We start from the raw sequence: 1,225 nt of genomic DNA, 5'->3' as shown, positions 1-1,225 counted from the left end.
GCCCAAGGCCGCCGCGCAGGGCGCGGTGGCCGCCGGCTGACCGTCCGCCTCCCGCCCGCGCGGTACCCGCTCCGGTGTCGGCCGATCCGACCCGGGGCGGGCACCGCGCTGTGCCGTCCCCCCGCACGACCGCTCTCCCACAACCGCTCTGCGCACAACCGGTCCTTGCACGACCACTCTCCGCGATCCCGGAAAGGAAGTCGACACGATGCTGTTCACCCAAGGGGGCGCCGCGCCCAAGGTCGGGCTGTTCGCCGTCAACATGCGCCCGACGGTCGGCCCAGGCGAACTCCTGCCCCTGGCCCTGCTCCTGGAGGAGCTCGGCTACGAGTCGGTGTGGGCCGGGGAGCACCCGGTGCTGCCCGACCCGCCCACGCCGGACAGCCCGTGGGACCCGCGCATGCCACTGGTGGACCCCGTCGTGACGCTGTCGTTCCTGGCCGGCGTCACCACCCGGCTGCGCCTGGCCACCGGCATCCTGCTGCTGCCCACCCGTCACCCGGTCGTCCTGGCCAAGCAGTTCGCCTCGCTGGACGTGCTGTCCGGCGGGCGGGCGATCCTGGGCTTCGGCATGGGCTACATCCCCAAGGAGACGGAGGTCCTCGGCATCGGCTTCGAGGACCGGGCCGCCCGGGGCGAGGAGCACCTCGCCGCGATGCGCGCCCTGTGGCACGCCCAGAGCCCCTCCTTCGAGGGACGCTACGTGCGCTTCGACGGCATCGACGCGCACCCGCGGCCCGTCCAGCGCGCCCTGCCCGTGGTGGCCGGCGGCAACACCCCCGCGGCCCTGCGCCGCGCCGTCACCTCCGCTCACGGCTGGTACGGCTGGGCACTGACGCCGCAGGAGGTCCGCGAACACAAGGAGGCCCTGCGGCGCACCGCCGAACGCCACGGCCGCCCCGCGGAACTGGGCCCGCTCGAGATCACCGTCACCCCGCCCCAGGGCCCCCTCGGCAAGGCGGAGTTCGACCGGTACCGGGAGGCCGGGGTGGACCGGCTGGTGATCTACCCGAGGTTCGGTCTGACCGTCGCCGAGCTCCACGGCTACGTCCACGACCACGCCGGGCTCGCCCGGGCCGTCTGACCCGCGCCGCACGCTGCCGCACGCCGCCCAGGCGTGAGCCGCGCCCCGGACCCAACCCGTGCGGGGCGGGGTTGGTGTGCGCGGCGGTGCTACCGGCCGTCGCCGGGAAGGGGCGCGGCCGGGAAGCTCTCGCGCCGCGGC

1 protein-coding gene is annotated in these 1,225 nt (G+C 75.6%); it reads left to right on the top strand.

Annotated elements, in window-relative coordinates; translation table 11 throughout:
• Nucleotides 1-208 precede the first annotated feature (208 nt).
• Nucleotides 209-1,084 (top strand): TIGR03619 family F420-dependent LLM class oxidoreductase, encoded by an 876-nt coding sequence (locus AB0O00_RS40290; RefSeq protein ID WP_363659627.1) that lies wholly within the window; start codon nucleotides 209-211, stop codon nucleotides 1,082-1,084.
• Nucleotides 1,085-1,225 lie beyond the last annotated feature (141 nt).

Source organism: Kitasatospora sp. NPDC093558, assembly GCF_040683475.1.
Classification (GTDB): domain Bacteria; phylum Actinomycetota; class Actinomycetes; order Streptomycetales; family Streptomycetaceae; genus Kitasatospora.
This window is presented reverse-complemented; position numbering and strand designations above follow the sequence as displayed.